Below are 15,257 nucleotides of genomic sequence, written 5' to 3'. Positions count from 1 at the left end.
CGCCGTCAATACAGTGGAATTAGTGGTCGTTGGGATACCATGTGTGAATTTAAGAGGAAGCACCAAAGCGGGAAATGGTGCAAAGGTAAGGCCTCTAGCCAAGCAATTCATCCATCACCCTCAGAAAGATAGGACAGCCATATCTTTTGTCTTTTGAGCTATCTCTTACTAGGCTTTAAGTTATCTTGCTTTAGTTTTCTATGAGGTAGCTTCTATGACTTCAGCTCGCCGGATTTTAATCGATGCAGAAACAACGCCATTTTATCATGTGATTAATCGTTGTGTTAGAAGGGCTTACCTCTGCGGTGAAGATAAACTGACGGGAAAGAGTTTTGAGCATAGACGTGGCTGGATTGTCGATAAAATCAAAGCGCTTTCTACCATATTTTGTATTGATATATGTGCTTATGCGGTGATGAGCAATCACTATCATTTAGTGCTCAAGATTGACTTGAATGAAGCTAATGCCTTAAGTCATCGAGATGTGATTAGTCGCTGGCAGCAGTTATTCCACGGTAATGAAGTGGCTTCTAAATACATGAAAGGTGAAGGGCTTATTGAGGGGGAGCAGATACTGCTGGATGGCCTTATCGCAGAGTGGCAGGAACGCTTATCGAGTATTAGCTGGTTTATGCGCTGCCTCAATGAGGAGGTTGCACGCAAAGCTAATCGTGAAGATGAGTGTAAAGGTGCTTTCTGGGAGGGACGTTTCAAGTCACAAGCTTTGCTCGATGAACAAGCAGTCCTTGCATGTATGATGTATGTGGATTTAAACCCTATCAGAGCGGGGATTGCTGACTCGCTGCAAACTTCTGATTTCACTTCTATTCAAGAGCGTATTACCGAGTTAAATACAACACGAAATACTGAAGAAAAAGCGCTAAAAACAAAAGATATGGCAGTCACTATCACTGTGATGCCATTAAAAGCCCTTGCTGAATTTGATGGTGCAGCTCACCAGGGAACACAATCCGGTATTCCATTTCACTTTTCTGATTACCTACAACTCATTGATTGGACAGGCAGAGCTATTAGGCATGATAAGAAAGGCTTCATTGATTCAAGTCGTCCTAAACTACTTTGTGAACTTGGTATTTCATCAGATGCTTGGTTAACCTCAACCCAAGAGTTTCGCCGTCAATACAGTGGAATTAGTGGTCGTTGGGATACCATGTGTGAATTTAAGAGGAAGCACCAAAGCGGGAAATGGTGCAAAGGTAAGGCCTCTAGCCAAGCAATTCATCCATCACCCTAAAATGACGAGAAGCCAAACGCCGCTGCAGGTTACAAGACTCCCCCGTTGGAAGTTGCCGAAGTATAGAGTTTCAAATTGCGTAAAGCTCGCATGGATGCGAGCTTAGCTTTCGAGGTACAGGATGTACCATTGGAAGCGTTAGCTATTTGAAATGGAATACAAGGCCCGAACTCAATGCATGTAACTTCGTCGGGGCGGCAAGGGGAGATGCAAGGCGAATAGTCACCTTTGGTGACTGTGCTTATGAGCGAGAGCCAAGGAGGGCGAACTGGCCTTTGTGCATGGAAGCATTTGGATTGCTGTTGATCCCCTTCTTGCCCTACTTTTTATTACAAGAAGGGAATGGAATTCCACGACCTTAATCCAAACGAAGTTTGGACATAAAAAGAGTAACTCTATGATTACTCAACATCATAGTCCAACACTGGTGCAAGCCAGCGCTCTGTATCCTCAATACTCATCTCTATTCCTTTGTGCATAATCCTCTACCTGATCTCGGCCTATAGTTGGTCACGCCAAAGTAACGTGATTTAGGATGGGCAAAATACCAGCCAGATACAGCAGCCGTTGGGAGTATGCGTAGCTCTCAGTGATACTTAACGCTTTTTATGTTTTTAAGGTTATGATTTTAAGACTTTTATTTTTTCTAGCTCAGAAACCGCAACTTTGTTGCTATACATTCATGTAGCGACTAGTTACATATCTAGTATTTTAAAAATTGGAGTTGAAATGAGAGTTGTTAAATCAAAGTTGGTCGAGCGTAAATATTCGGTTTTTATAACCACATTTTTTGACGATTCAGTATACTTTTCGTCAAAAATAAGGGGCCCTGAGAGTGCAAAGGCAAGTTTTAAATGGGCTAGAGATCAAAAAAATAATCGCCCACTAGTTCAAAGGTATCTGAAATATAATGGCGAAGCAGAAAGTGTTAAATTTGCTAGTGGAGTCTCTAAATTAGAGGCTGAGCTGATTAAATATATACTTATAGAGTCTTATCTAAGTCATGGGCATGTGATTCTTAATATTAAGATGAAAAAAGAGATTCTCTTGAACAGTAAGAGGATCTCTTTTATTCAGCGTCAGTGTATGTGTGGCTACAATAGAGCTGTGGAATTAACGAGTATTATTGATAAGTTGATATCAAATAAATCTACATTAGCTACGGATATAACCTGACCGCCTTCTGATACTTGAATTCTAGTCAATTATCTGAAATGAGATTAGATTAGATTAGATTAGATAGAATAATTATGGATGCCTTAGTTAACTTGTTTCTCTTCGCTTCACATTATTGCGATTATTAATCACTATTTATGATGGTGTAATCGTTAAAGTTCAAATGAGGTTTTAATATGTATAAATTTACAGTTTTACTAAATAGATCGAAAAATATGGCTTACCTTTCAGGTAACAATAATTGTATGCCCGATTTAACACTGAATGAGATGTATGAAATTGCAATTAATGTTGAAAATCTTTCTCCTACGTCACCTTATGTTTTGTGGGCAAGTCTCTTGGAATCAGTTACTGATTTCGAGTTCTGTATTTTCTACAGTGAATCTAAAAAAGAAGTAACTTCTCAAGCTGAGGCTTATGCTAGAAAGATGGGGTGTACGAATATTTCTAAGGGGCGCCCGTCAATAGCTAAAGAAAAAAGACAGGACAGCCATACCTTTAATTGATTCCAAACGCCGCCTAAAGCTACAACATTTTCCCGTTGGAAATCCTTCGTTTTTCAGAAGGATTTCGCCGGGGCGCCGAGGGATTTCCAATAAGGGGGACTGGCGCTTTCCCCCTTTTGGTCGGGTGTGGGTTGAAAACCCACGACCTTAATCCAAACGAAGTTTGGAAAAACTAACCTTCTAAAGCCAAGAATAGATCCCGGCTAAAAGCATCGCCGGGATGACGATCAAACATAAAAAGAGTAACCCGCTTACTATCCCGCTCAGGGCTGCCTACTCAACATCCTTTTTATTCAGGGTCATAGTCCAAAACTGGTGCCAACCAGCGCTCTGTATCCTCAATACTCATCCCTTTCCTCATCGCATAATCCTCTACCTGATCTCGCCCAATATTGGTCACGCCAAAGTAACGTGATTTAGGATGGGCAAAATACCAGCCAGAAACAGCTGCCGTTGGGAACATGGCGTAGCTTTCAGTGATGTTCAAACCTATGGTTTCATCAGGCTTTAGCAAGTCCCACAACAGCCCTTTTTCGGTGTGATCAGGACACGCAGGGTAACCCGGTGCTGGACGTATGCCTTTGTACTTTTCACGGATCAGTGACTCGTTATCGAGCACTTCATCAGGTGCATAACCCCAGAACTCTTTACGGACTCGTTCATGCATACGCTCGGCAAAGGCTTCGGCTAAACGGTCAGCGAGACACTTGACCATGATGGCGTTGTAGTCATCGTGGTCAGCTTCGAAACGTGCCACGTGTTCGTCGATGCCATGACCTGTGGTGACGGCGAAGCCGCCCATGTAATCGGCGACGCCAGAGTCTTTTGGCGCAACAAAATCGGCTAGACAGAAGTTGTCGTTACCGACACGTTCTATCTGCATGCGCAGGTGATGTAGGGTCATTATAGGCTTGTCGCGTGTTTCGTCTGTCCCCTCAGAAGAGTAGAGTTCGATGTCATCATGTCCCACTGTGTTTGCTGGGAACAGGCCGATCACTGCTTTGGCGGTGAGCCATTTTCCATCGATGATCTGTTTAAGCATGGCTTTGCCATCGGCAAACAGCTTAGTGGCTTCTTCGCCGACGACTTTGTCGGTTAAGATTTGTGGGAAGTGCCCGTGTAGCTCCCAGCTGCGGAAAAACGGCGTCCAATCGATACGCTCAACTAAGTCTTCGAGTGGATAGTCATCAAACACCTGACGACCCAGTAGGTTAGGCACAAACGGAGTGTAGTTTTCCCAATCGTGCTGGCAGCGATTTTCACGCGCCGCTTCAATAGAGGTGATCACTTTGCGTTTTGCCTGTGACAAACGCTTTTCGCGCATTACATCATACTCTTGGTAAGCAGCATCAATGGTCGCTTGGCGAGTTTCGTTGTTTATCAGTTTCGATACCATAGGCACGGCGCGTGAGGCGTCGGCAATGTAGATCGCGCCCGTTGGTGCATGGGGGGCAATCTTAACTGCGGTATGGATTTTTGAACAGGTCGCGCCGCCGATAATCGATGGGATTGTTAGGCCTGCTTTATGGAAGGCTTTAACGTTGTGAACCATCTCATCGAGACTTGGGGTGATAAGCCCTGACATGCCGATGATGTCGACGTTTTCGGCAACGGCCACATCGATAATCTTCTCAACGGGCACCATCACGCCTAAATCAATCACTTCATAACCGTTACAGGCCAGTACCACGCCGACAATGTTCTTGCCGATATCGTGGACATCCCCTTTTACCGTGACCATTAAGATCTTACCGTTCGATTGACCTGGGGTCTTTTCGAGTTCGATATAAGGGTTGAGGTACGCCACGGCTTTTTTCATTACGCGGGCTGATTTAACCACCTGCGGTAGGAACATTTTACCTGAGCCAAAGAGATCGCCAACGATATTCATGCCGTCCATCAGCGGACCCTCAATCACATCCAGTGGTCGTGTTGCGGCAGCACGGGCTTCTTCAGTATCTAGGTCAATAAAGTCGGTGATGCCTTTAACCAGTGCGTGGGCGAGACGTTCATTGACTGGCTTAGTGCGCCATTCGAGATCTTCTTTCTTGGCAGCTTGGCTGCCGTCACCACGGAACTTCTCGGCGACTTCTAATAGCAGCTCAGTGTTGTTCGTCGGCTCACCGTTTTTATCGACAGCGGTACATGGCAAGTTCTGCACAATCGCCTCAACTCGCTCCTTTAACTCAGGGTCGATATCATCATAAATCGCCAGCTGTCCGGCGTTGACGATACCCATGTCCATTCCCGCTTGAATCGCATGGTAGAGGAACACGGCGTGAATGGCTTCTCGTACAGGGTTATTACCACGGAACGAGAACGACACGTTCGATACACCGCCGGATATCATGGCGTGTGGCAGGGTACGTTTAATCTCGGCAGTCGCTTCAATAAAGTCAACGGCGTAGTTGTCGTGCTCTTCGATACCCGTGGCGATGGCAAAGATGTTTGGGTCGAAGATGATATCTTCAGGTGGGAAGCCCACTTTGTCGACCAACACGCGATAAGCGCGGGTACAAATTTCGATTTTACGTGCTTTAGTGTCGGCTTGGCCTTGCTCATCGAACGCCATGATAATCGCCGCCGCGCCATAGCGTTTCACTAAAGTGGCTTGCTCGATAAACTTCTCTTCGCCCTCTTTTAGGGAGATGGAGTTAACGATGCCTTTGCCTTGGATACACTTAAGTCCCGCTTCAATCACTTCCCATTTAGAGGAGTCGATCATAATCGGTACACGAGAGATATCAGGTTCAGAGGCGATAAGGTTGAGGAATTTGTGCATCACCTCTGCGCCATCAAGCATGCCTTCATCCATGTTGATGTCGATGACCTGTGCGCCACTTTCAACTTGCTCACGGGCGACACTGAGTGCTTCTTCATAGGCGCCGGTTTTTATGAGCCGCAGGAACTTGGCTGAGCCAGTCACGTTGGTGCGTTCACCGACGTTTAAAAACAGTGAATTTTTGTCGATGGTTAGCGGCTCAAGCCCTGATAGGCGGCAAGCCACTGGAATATCGGGTAACACACGGGCTTGGTGCTTAATGACGGCTTCACGGATCGCGCGGATATGAGCTGGCGTGGTACCACAACAGCCACCGATAATATTGAGGAAACCCTCTTGGGCCCACTCGCCAATAATATCGGCCATCTGTTTAGGGGTTTCATCATAGCCACCAAACTCATTTGGCAGTCCCGCATTCGGGTGAGCTGAGACAAAACATTCAGAAATCTTAGACAGCTCTTCGACGTAAGGGCGCAGCTCTTTGGGACCGAGGGCACAGTTAAGGCCGATAGACAGGGGCTTAACGTGACGTAATGAGTTGTAAAATGCTTCGGTTGTTTGACCTGTGAGTGTACGACCAGAGGCATCGGTAATGGTGCCAGAGATCATAATTGGCAGACGTCCGCCTAAGGTGTCGTAGACGGTTTCGATAGCAAACAGCGCAGCCTTGGCGTTCAAGGTATCGAAGATGGTTTCGACCATGATGAGATCGGCGCCGCCTTCGATAAGGGCATTGATCGATTCAACATAGGCTTCGACCAGTTCATCGAAGCTGACGTTACGGTAACCAGGATCATTCACATCTGGGCTGATTGAGCAGGTACGGTTGGTCGGGCCAAGCACACCAGCGACATAACATGAACGGCCAGTCTCAGCTTCGACTTCATCACAGGCAGCACGCGCTAAGCGTGCGCCTTGAAGGTTGATTTCTGCCGACAAGTCTTGCATGTCGTAATCGGCCATGGCGATACGGGTGGCGTTGAAGGTGTTGGTCTCGATAATATCGGCACCAGCAAGCAGGTAATCTTTATGAATGCGTTTGATGGCGTCAGGTTGTGTGAGCACTAACAGGTCATTGTTGCCTTTGACATCGCTTGGCCAGTCTTTAAAGCGTTCGCCGCGAAAATCTTCCTCTTCAAACTTACGATCTTGGATCATGGTGCCCATGGCGCCGTCGAGAATGAGGATCCCTTCGCTCAGTTGCTTAGTCAGCTTGAGTTCGAGCTGTTGACCTTTTGTTTTAAATTCTGTGGTGTTGAGGATGCCAGTGGTCATAGATTCTACCTGTTTTAACGACTTAATTGCTCAGGCTCAAGCATGTGTCTATTATTATAGTTACGTACTTTCAACTATTTATCTGATTCTTTTGACAGTTGTGATGAATAGCATGTTCAAAAAATATTTTAGATGTTTATACGTATAGACGTCCATAATAAACCAGACGTCCATGAGTGTCGAGTACCCTTGTTTATACCTTATAAACATTAAAAATAAGCATTAAAAATACGCTAAATTTTTGTCGAACAATCGCATCTTGATATCGATTGGTATTAGAGTGTTATCGTTATAGGCTATGTGAAGCAAGCACGATGAGTTAGATAAGTGGTATTTGATGCGCGATGGTGATTGTGGTTGATGATGGGCAAATACTCGCTGCTTAGTGAACGTTGAAAGGTTAAGGGGATTAGCATGGTAAAGAGTGAAACTCAGGGTTGGGGTAGAGAGAAGTAATGGTAAAACAACAAGTCTGTATTTGATGCGCCAGATGAGAGATCGATACTGCTTAGTGAACGTTGAAAGGTTAAGGGGATTAGCATGGTAAAGAGTGAAAGTCAGGGTTGAGGTAGAGTGAAGTAATGGTAAAACAACAAGTCTGTATTTGATGTGCTAAATGAGAGACCGATACTGCTTAGTGAACGTTGAAAGGTTAAGGGGATTAGCATGGTAAAGAGTGAAAGTCAGGATTGGAGTAATGGTAAAACAACAAATCTGTATTTGATGCGCCATGGTGAATGTGAGGGAGGCCAGATACTTCGAGGTCAAACCGATGTGGCTTTAAGTGCTCTTGGTAAAACACGGATGAAGCAAGCGATTGAGCAGCTTGACCTTGACCCTGAATTTGACCGAGAAACCGGCTTTGAACAGGTGATCTGTTCGCCATTACGCCGCTGCAGTGAGTTTGCGCTGTCAATTTATCTCGAAAAAGGGATCCCGTTAAAGATGGAGGATGGCCTGAAGGAGATTGATTTTGGTGACTGGGATGGCGAAACCTTAGAGACCTTATATGAAAACAGTGCCGATGTGATTGAGATGTACTGGAAAAATCCGTGGGCTTTTACTCCGCCTAATGGCGAGACAATGCAGGCATTTGAGTCAAGAGTGAATAAGAGTTGGGACAGTATCGTGAGTCAGTATGCTGGGCAAACACTGTTACTTGTCACCCATGGCGGGGTTATTCGTCATCTGATGTCCAAAGCTTTAGGCGCGACTGGCGTTGCAGGGTTTTATACTCAATTGGCACTCGCTTACGCATCGATTGTTAAAATCACCGTTTATAGCTCACCTCAAGGGGAACACTTCACTAAGTTGCATTGGGGTTGATTTCAACTCACTGCAAGAGGCTGAGTTGTCCCCCTAACGTTGGGGGATTTAAAGATTAATGACTGACAATTCAATCGCTACTGTTTGCCTAGCGTGTTAAACACGGCATAATAGCGCCACTTAGGATCTGTGATGACTCTGCTATCGAGATTTACTCGTAGAGAATGACAGATCCGCAAAGTTAGGTGTTGGGAGCGAGCAAGTGCTGAGTACAACAAAGCGCTTGAAAGCGAACTCAATCTTAAAAGGGAATTGGGAACCGTAAATGTTAATCATTAACGGAGATAGCCCAAACTGTACCCGCAACTGTGAGTGCTTTAAAGAAGCTGTGAGGACCTAAATCTAGGGCTTAGAACCTAGAATCTGATCCCTTCCTTAAAACATGAGTCAGGATACCTGCCTAATTTTGTCGCGATTGAACTCAAGCGGGTGACTTGAGGGGGCATTTCAGATGATTTTTTTTCACTGTGCGAAAGCGCTGTGCCGCACTTTTCTCATCAATACTCAAGCTTACGAGACCAGTCGTGTCTCGATTTTCATGCTGCCCCCAAAACGCGCTTTCATTGATTTAATCCATGGCGAGACAGATTCACATGCCTGAAGTGACCCCCTCTAAGAACGCAGTGCTAATGGTTAAAGGCTTAACCTGGTTAGCGGATCGACGTGAGATCTTATCTGACATTCATTTCTCTCTGCCTGAGGGAAAGATGTTAGGCATTATTGGCCCTAACGGCGCTGGAAAGTCTAGCTTGCTGCGTTGCTTGTATCGTTATATTAAGCCACATTCTGGCAGTATTACCCTGTTTGGCGAAGATATCTCAATCCTGTCTGCCAAGGAGTTTGCTAAGCAAGTTGCTGTGGTGCTGCAAGATACACCGCACCATTTTGATTTGACCACTGAGCAGTTGGTGGCCATTGGTTTAACGCCGCACAAAGGGCCTTTTGAGGTAACGAATGCAAGTGATCGAGAGATTGTGAGCGATGCTTTGGCCAAGGTGGGATTGTGCCATAAGGCAAAGCAGGCTTATGAGCATCTTTCAGGTGGTGAAAAACAGCGTGCGCTTATTGCCAGAGCCATCGTACAGCGACCTAAATTGCTGATTCTAGATGAGCCGACGAATCATCTCGATATCCGTTACCAGATCCAGATTTTAGAACTGCTGCGTAGCCTGAGCATTTCGGTTATCACCTCTATTCATGATCTCAATCTTGCCAGTGCATTGTGCGATCAACTATTGCTTCTGGACAGCGGCAAAGCCATCTCCCATGGCACCCCGAGTGAGGTGTTAACAGAGCAGCGAATTGGCGAGGTATTCGGCGTGTGTTGCAAGGTGGAGGTGCATCCCCAGCACGGCAACCCACAGATCAGTTATTTCTACGGCTACGATAACCTTAGTGCAGGGGATAAAGATCATGAAGGCTAGTGTCAATAATGCTTGGGTGATTAGTGCTCTGCTGGTGCTCAGTATTATCTCATTGATATCCGCTGCCAGTTTTGGTGCTGCTAACCTGTCATTTGCTGATGTGGTGAATGTGTTGCTGCATAACACGTTAGATATCGGCAAGGTGTCGGGGATTGCCGAGCGGATTATCATCGAACTTAGATTTCCGAGAGTATTGCTGGCGTTCATTGCTGGCGCGGGGCTGTCTATTGCGGGCAGCGTGTTGCAAACCGTCACCCGTAATCCTTTGGCGGATCCCTATCTGTTTGGCATTTCCTCCGGCGCTTCGTTTGGGGCTGTGATGGTGCTGACCTTGTTTGGTGGCTCAGGGCTGCTGGCAAGTTCAGGGCTCTTTTCTGGTTTAAGCCTGTTTGCAGGGGCTGATCTGCTTGACACTCTGGAGTGGTTTAGTCTGCCACTGGGCGCCTTTATTGGGGCTGGATTATCAGTGCTTATGGTGCTGAGTTTATGTGGCCGAACCATGAGCAGTCAGATTGAGCGAATGCTGCTTTCTGGTGTTGCTATCTCATTCATGTTTGGGGCGTTAACCAGTTTGTTGCTCTATTTTTCCAGCCCGCAAGCGGCGGCTTCTGTACTGTTTTGGAGCTTGGGCAGCTTTGCTAAAGCCAGTTGGGAAGGATTGATATTACCTGCCATCGTGGTGAGTGGTGCAACGGTCATCATACTGTTATTTAAGCGTCAGATAATGGCGATGCGAGCTGGAGATGAAACGGCTCATACCTTGGGCGTGAATGTCGGCCGTCTGCGTTTGCAGATGTTGCTGCTGTGCTCGTTAATCACCGCCATTTTGGTGGCTAACTGTGGTGGGATAGGCTTCGTTGGTTTAATGATCCCTCATACGGTTAGGATGTTGTTTCCAGGGTCTTTTTCCTTGATGACTACCGCCCTGTTTGGTGGGTTGTTCATGGTGTGGGTTGATGTGCTGGCCCGCAGTCTTTTAAGCCATCAAGAGTTACCCGTTGGGATCATTACAGCTGTGATTGGCAGTGTCTTTTTCTTGGCTATTTTGGGACGGAAAAACTGAATTCTAAGGTAAATATGAGGAGGAGGGCTTGCGACCTTTTCGCTTTCATGCTTTCTTGGGTGGGTCTTTAGCTACGACTTATGACTTATTTCTTTAACAGTAAAATTAAAGCTAAAACTAAAAATAATTAAATTTAAGGTACTAAATATGTTCGCTATTGGGTTTGATATTACGCCGGTCAGTCATGAATTCGATGACGAGATACAGAGCATCATTGATAATAAAACCAAGCCATTAGGGGCACTAGGTGAGCTTGAACACCTAGCAAAGCAGATAGCGCGAGTGTTAGGTAAGGATCAACCTAAAATATCGAATCCAAAACTTTTGGTTTTTGCCGCAGATCATGGCATTTCCGCTTTTGGGGTATCGATAGCACCGAGTGAAGTGACGACTCAAATGGTGGTGAATTTCATTAATGGTGGCGCTGCCATCAATGTCTTTTGCCGTCAGGTAGGCTTTGATCTTGAAGTGATTGATTGTGGGATTTTGAAGCCGTTGGAAGGCGTTGATGGCATTATCGATCAGCGACTGGGCGCGGGAACAGCTCCTATTCATCGTCAAGCTGCGATGCCTTTAAAGAGTGTGATGCAAGGTATGGAGATGGCACGAGAGCGTGTTGAGTATCATCACCAACAAGGCTGTAATTTAATCGCGTTGGGAGAGATGGGCATCGGTAATACTTCATCTGCGGCGGCGATAATGGCGACGCTTATGGAGATGGATTGCATAGATTGTGTGGGACGCGGCACCGGCATTGACGCCGATACCTTAAAACATAAACAAACGCTGGTGGAGCAAGCACTGCATATTCATGAATCAGAGTTGACCGACCCTTACAATATTCTGGCCTGTCTTGGTGGGTTTGAAATCGTGCAGATGACCGGTGCTATGCTAGCCGCTGCAGAAAGAAACATGTTAGTGATCATCGACGGTTTTATTGCCACCGCCGCGGCGCTTCTTGCGGTTAAGATTAACCCGAATGTGCGTGATTATATGATTTTTGGTCATCAATCCGATGAGCGTGGTCACTGTTTAATGATGGAGCATCTACATGCGCGTCCACTGTTAAAACTTGATATGAGACTGGGTGAAGGCTCTGGGGCTGCGCTTTCGCTGCCGATTATCCAAGCCGCTGCCGCATTTTATAATGAGATGGCCAGTTTCAGTGATGCGGGAATTGAGATTTAACTACGGGTTTCGCCCATTAGTTAGGGGCTGCGAGCTAGAGCTTACTGGCTGTGAGTGATGAGTCGTTAGGTTCACGTTAAAGCCGGATTTTGAGTTTATCTCAAGATCCGGCTTTAATTTGTCATCTGAGGCTCATTTCCCCAGTTTTTAGCCCAAAATTTTACACTGCCTGTTGTTCCTTTTATGGATGTATTTATGGACGTTTGTCGTAAACAAGTGACGCTTTTTTTGATTGCCATGGGCTTCTTTACTCGGATCCCCATGCCCGGATGGCTCAAAGTCGATGCCGAGAATCTTAATCAGGCCAACCGTTACTTCGGCTTGGTGGGGCTCTTAGTTGGGGGGATTAGTGCACTGGTTTATGGACTCAGTACTCAATTTCTGCCAGCTTCGGTGAGTATCATTTTGGCCATGATGACGGGAATAGTGGTGACGGGCGGTTTTCATGAAGATGGCTTAGCTGATACTGCTGATGGTTTAGGCGGTGGTTGGACTGTTGCTGACAAACTCAGGATCATGAAAGATTCGACAATAGGCACTTATGGGGCTTTAGCTCTGGTGATGGCGCTCATGCTGAAGTTTGTTGTGCTGAGTGAGCTGGCGCTTTATAACCCTGAAGTGGTGATTGTGGCTCTGCTCGTTGGCCATTGTCTGAGCCGAGTGCTGGCCGCGAGTATTATCTTCTCTCAAGCCTATATTCGTGACGATGCAAGCAGTAAGAGTAAACCTCTGGCTCAGAACCAAACGCTGAATGAATTGTTGATCCTGTTGGCCACGGGTGTTGCCGTACTTTGGTTTAGCAATCTAAGTGCTGCTGTGTATATTGCCGTTGGTCTTGTGCTACTACGTTGGGTGATTATCCGTTTCTTTCATCGTCAAATTGGCGGGTATACCGGAGACACTTTAGGAGCTGCTCAGCAAGTGTCTGAGTTAACTTGTTATCTTATATTATTAGGATTTTTACTGTGATCCATTTGATATTAGGCGGCGCAAGAAGCGGTAAAACCCGTTTTGCGACCCAAGCTGCCACTGAGTTGTCAGCTCAAGGCTATGAATGTGTTTATCTGGCGACGGCTCAAGCGCTCGATGATGAAATGCGTGACAGAATTGCCAGACACCAAGTTGATAGAGCGCAAGATAGGGTGCAATGGCAGTCCTTTGAAACCCCGTTTACCTTAGTCGACACACTCAGAGAGATTGCCAGAGACGATAGGGTCATCGTGATCGATTGCTTAACGCTTTGGTTAACTAACCATCTGCTTATCGAACCCCAAAGTGAGGTTGATGAGCGTTGGAAAGCCGCGAAACATAGCCTATTACAAGCACTGCCTACGCTTGCTGGGGAGATCTATCTCGTCAGCAATGAGGTGGGATGTGGCATCGTGCCGCTGGGGGAGTTGAGCCGCCGTTTTGTCGATGAGGCAGGCTGGCTTCATCAGGATATCGCAACCATTGCCGATGAGGTTGTGCTGGTTACCGCGGGATTACCGATTAGATTGAAAGGCTAAATCCTGTATCTTGAAATGATATGGGCAATAACAACAATAACTAAAAGTTAGCAGAGCATAAGCTCAAGGCGAGACAAGTATGAAACCAAGTCATCCATCTAAGAATAGAGGCGATGAGAGTCAAGCTGCCAAGGTACTCATGGTACAAGGCACAACATCCGATGCGGGCAAGAGCACGTTAGTGGCAGGGCTATGTCGCCTGTTTGCTCGCCGTGGTGTTAACGTCGCCCCCTTTAAGCCACAGAATATGGCGCTCAATTCAGCCGTAACCGCCGATGGTGGTGAAATTGGTCGAGCGCAAGCGTTGCAGGCGATCGCCTGTGGGCTACCACTGCACACAGATTTCAACCCCATCTTACTTAAACCCAGCTCTGATACTGGGGCTCAGGTAATTGTGCAGGGCAAAGCATTGGATCAAATGGAGGCTAAAACCTTTTTTGGTCTGCATGGCGAGCGCGTTAAAGAAAAACAGGGCTACAGAGTTAAGGCGATGTCGGCGGTGCTCGACTCTTTTAATCGTTTATCAGCCCAATATGACACCATTTTTGTGGAGGGAGCGGGCAGCCCGGCAGAGATAAACCTGCGTGAAGGTGATATTGCCAATATGGGGTTTGCCGAAGCGGTGGATTGCCCGGTGATTATCATTGCCGACATTGATAAAGGCGGCGTGTTTGCTCATCTCGTTGGCACGCTAGCGCTGCTTTCTGAATCTGAGCAAGCAAGAGTGAAAGGCTTTGTCATTAACCGTTTTCGTGGCGATATTGCCTTACTCCAATCAGGTTTAGATTGGCTTGAGGCTTACACGAATAAGCCGGTACTTGGAGTGTTGCCCTATTTGCACGACCTGCATCTTGATGCTGAAGATGCCCTGATTGAATCGCCAACGAAGTCACAAGCGAGCAAGCTAAAAGTGCTGGTGTTGGTCTTCCCACGGATCAGTAACCATACGGATTTCGATCCGCTGCGATTGCATCCTCAGATACAATTTAATTACGTCTCGATGCAGACCCAATCCCAAGCCAATAGCACTGAACTTCCACAAGCGGATCTTATTATCCTCCCCGGCAGTAAAAACGTGAGGGCTGATTTGGCCTTTATGCACGAGCAAGGCTGGGATATCGGTGTGGCTAAACATCTTAGATATGGTGGTAAGGTGGTGGGGCTGTGTGGCGGTTATCAGATGCTGGGTTTACTGATTGATGATCCTAGCGGCGTTGAAGGCGAAGCGGGAGATTGTGACGGCCTAGGCTACTTCTCTTTGGTGACCGAACTTAAGCCTGACAAGGTGTTAAGGCAAGTTAGCGGTCAGCTATCTCTACTTGGTGAACAAGCTGAGGTTAAGGGGTGTGAGATCCATTGTGGACAGTCCCGCGTATTAACTGCCGATCCAACGCCAAATCAACCGATGAGAATCGTGACCGAGGATGAATCGTTCAGCGACGGCATGCTGTCAGCTGACGGTCAGATATTTGGTACTTATCTGCATGGCTTATTTGATTCTCCTGAGGCGTGTACGCTTATTCTCAAATGGGCGGGACTAGATAATGCGGAAGTGGTGGACATTGATGCCATTCGCGAAGAGCAGCTAAACCGGTTTGCTGATCAATTAGAACAAGATTTAGACATAGAGAAAATAGAAGACATTTTAACAGCATCTTAGCGACAAGCAGGGAGCTTCGAGTTGGAGCTGGTCATCTTGAGTTTATCTCTGGAGCTAGATTTCACTCGACACGATTAATTAATTTACGGAAATA

11 protein-coding genes, 1 pseudogene and 1 riboswitch are annotated in these 15,257 nt (G+C 46.5%); of the genes and pseudogenes, 10 read left to right on the top strand and 2 right to left on the bottom strand.

The window, feature by feature from the left end; genetic code table 11:
• Positions 1 to 214 precede the first annotated feature (214 nt).
• Positions 215 to 1,255: a transposase gene (locus FN961_RS05580; RefSeq protein WP_143563563.1), complete on the top strand. Its 1,041-nt coding sequence runs from the start codon at positions 215 to 217 to the stop codon at positions 1,253 to 1,255.
• A gap of 401 nt (positions 1,256 to 1,656) precedes the next feature.
• On the opposite strand, the pseudogene FN961_RS26245 reads toward FN961_RS05580, so the two are convergent.
• Positions 1,657 to 1,855: pseudogene (locus FN961_RS26245) on the bottom strand (vitamin B12 dependent-methionine synthase activation domain-containing protein); the annotation flags it as partial.
• A 129-nt stretch (positions 1,856 to 1,984) separates the two neighbouring features.
• Here FN961_RS26245 and FN961_RS05570 point away from each other — a divergent pair.
• Positions 1,985 to 2,431: a hypothetical protein gene (locus FN961_RS05570; protein ID WP_143563562.1), complete on the top strand. Its 447-nt coding sequence runs from the start codon at positions 1,985 to 1,987 to the stop codon at positions 2,429 to 2,431.
• Between the two features lie 176 nt (positions 2,432 to 2,607).
• Positions 2,608 to 2,937: a hypothetical protein gene (locus FN961_RS05565; RefSeq protein ID WP_143563561.1), complete on the top strand. Its 330-nt coding sequence runs from the start codon at positions 2,608 to 2,610 to the stop codon at positions 2,935 to 2,937.
• Positions 2,938 to 3,226: 289 nt separating this feature from the next.
• Here the strand turns inward: FN961_RS05565 and metH are convergent, their stop codons facing one another.
• On the bottom strand, positions 3,227 to 6,994 hold the full coding sequence (gene metH / locus FN961_RS05560; protein ID WP_229814667.1) for a methionine synthase: 3,768 nt from the start codon (positions 6,992 to 6,994) through the stop codon (positions 3,227 to 3,229).
• Between the two features lie 666 nt (positions 6,995 to 7,660).
• Between metH and FN961_RS05555 the strand changes: the two genes are divergently transcribed.
• From FN961_RS05555 to FN961_RS05525, 7 genes are all read left to right on the top strand, one after another.
• The gene (locus tag FN961_RS05555; protein WP_143563560.1) at positions 7,661 to 8,320 is read left to right on the top strand and encodes a histidine phosphatase family protein; all 660 of its coding nucleotides are present in this window, start codon (positions 7,661 to 7,663) and stop codon (positions 8,318 to 8,320) included.
• Positions 8,321 to 8,520: 200 nt separating this feature from the next.
• Positions 8,521 to 8,738, top strand: a riboswitch (cobalamin riboswitch).
• A 157-nt stretch (positions 8,739 to 8,895) separates the two neighbouring features.
• On the top strand, positions 8,896 to 9,744 hold the full coding sequence (locus tag FN961_RS05550) for an ABC transporter ATP-binding protein (RefSeq protein WP_143563559.1): 849 nt from the start codon (positions 8,896 to 8,898) through the stop codon (positions 9,742 to 9,744).
• On the top strand, positions 9,734 to 10,807 hold the full coding sequence (locus tag FN961_RS05545) for a FecCD family ABC transporter permease (RefSeq protein WP_143563558.1): 1,074 nt from the start codon (positions 9,734 to 9,736) through the stop codon (positions 10,805 to 10,807). The genes FN961_RS05550 and FN961_RS05545 overlap by 11 nt, the downstream gene beginning before the upstream one ends.
• A 147-nt stretch (positions 10,808 to 10,954) precedes the next feature.
• A complete protein-coding gene (gene cobT, locus FN961_RS05540) occupies positions 10,955 to 11,995 on the top strand; it encodes a nicotinate-nucleotide--dimethylbenzimidazole phosphoribosyltransferase (RefSeq protein WP_143563557.1) in 1,041 nt (346 codons plus the stop codon).
• Positions 11,996 to 12,190: 195 nt separating this feature from the next.
• Positions 12,191 to 12,964, top strand: coding sequence for an adenosylcobinamide-GDP ribazoletransferase (locus tag FN961_RS05535; protein ID WP_143563556.1), 774 nt, complete (start codon positions 12,191 to 12,193; stop codon positions 12,962 to 12,964).
• Complete coding sequence (gene cobU, locus FN961_RS05530; RefSeq protein ID WP_143563555.1) at positions 12,961 to 13,503, top strand: bifunctional adenosylcobinamide kinase/adenosylcobinamide-phosphate guanylyltransferase; 543 nt, start codon at positions 12,961 to 12,963, stop codon at positions 13,501 to 13,503. The genes FN961_RS05535 and cobU overlap by 4 nt, the downstream gene beginning before the upstream one ends.
• 79 nt (positions 13,504 to 13,582) lie before the next feature.
• The gene (locus FN961_RS05525) at positions 13,583 to 15,163 is read left to right on the top strand and encodes a cobyric acid synthase (protein WP_143563554.1); all 1,581 of its coding nucleotides are present in this window, start codon (positions 13,583 to 13,585) and stop codon (positions 15,161 to 15,163) included.
• Positions 15,164 to 15,257 lie beyond the last annotated feature (94 nt).

Source organism: Shewanella hanedai (assembly GCF_007197645.1).
GTDB lineage: Bacteria > Pseudomonadota > Gammaproteobacteria > Enterobacterales > Shewanellaceae > Shewanella > Shewanella hanedai.
The sequence above is the reverse complement of the archived record's forward strand: the minus strand, read 5'-3'. Positions and strand labels throughout refer to the sequence as shown.